The organism is Vibrio sp. Y176 (genome assembly GCF_033438945.1).
The window spans coordinates 1-618 of record NZ_JAWOQS010000752.1; the positions used below are offsets into that span (position 1 = coordinate 1).

The 618-nt window shown below is 46.9% G+C and carries 2 protein-coding genes; both read left to right on the forward strand.

Going from position 1 to position 618, the window contains the following annotated elements:
• Positions 1-305, forward strand: a 305-nt coding sequence (locus R7O13_RS28450; RefSeq protein WP_318305401.1) for a sensor histidine kinase, incomplete at its 5' end; no start/stop codon positions are given.
• Positions 302-618: response regulator (locus R7O13_RS28455; protein ID WP_318305402.1), on the forward strand; the 317-nt coding region annotated here is incomplete at its 3' end. The genes R7O13_RS28450 and R7O13_RS28455, both read left to right, overlap by 4 nt.

A 618-nucleotide genomic window follows, 5' to 3' on the forward strand; every position in this document is an offset into this window, starting at 1 on the left:
TTGGCAATTTAGCTCAAAACGCTTTGGAAGCGGTGAAAGGACAAGAAAACGGTCACGTACACATCGGTATTTCAGAATCGGCCTGTGAGTACACCATTCAGGTTTCGAACAACGGCCCGCTGATCGAGAGTGAATTTGATGCGTTGTGCGAATTGGGCTTTACCACTAAGCAAAACAAAGCCGATCATGGAGTAGGCATGTACCTTGTACGTTCCATCGTTGAGCAAGGCAATGGGCATATGGAGTTGGACAGTGACGAGCAAGAAACCGCGTTTACGATCTATTTTCCCAAGGAGTTAGGATGATAAAAGTAGTCATAGTGGAAGATGATCCCAACATTGCAGAGCTTCATCACCATTTCATCGAGCAAGTGGAACAATATCAAGTCGTCGGTATTGCCGGCAGTATTCACATTGCCCAGCAGCTAGTGACGCATACTAAGCCGGATTTGGTCATTGTCGACAACTACTTACCAGACGGGCAAGGTGTCGAGCTGGTTTATCAATGGTTAGAGAGCGACCAGAAACCAGAATGCATTTTGGTCACGGCGGCCAATGACGCATCTACGGTTCAAAAAGCCCATCGTTTCGGTGCATTTGATTACTTAGTCAAGCCCGT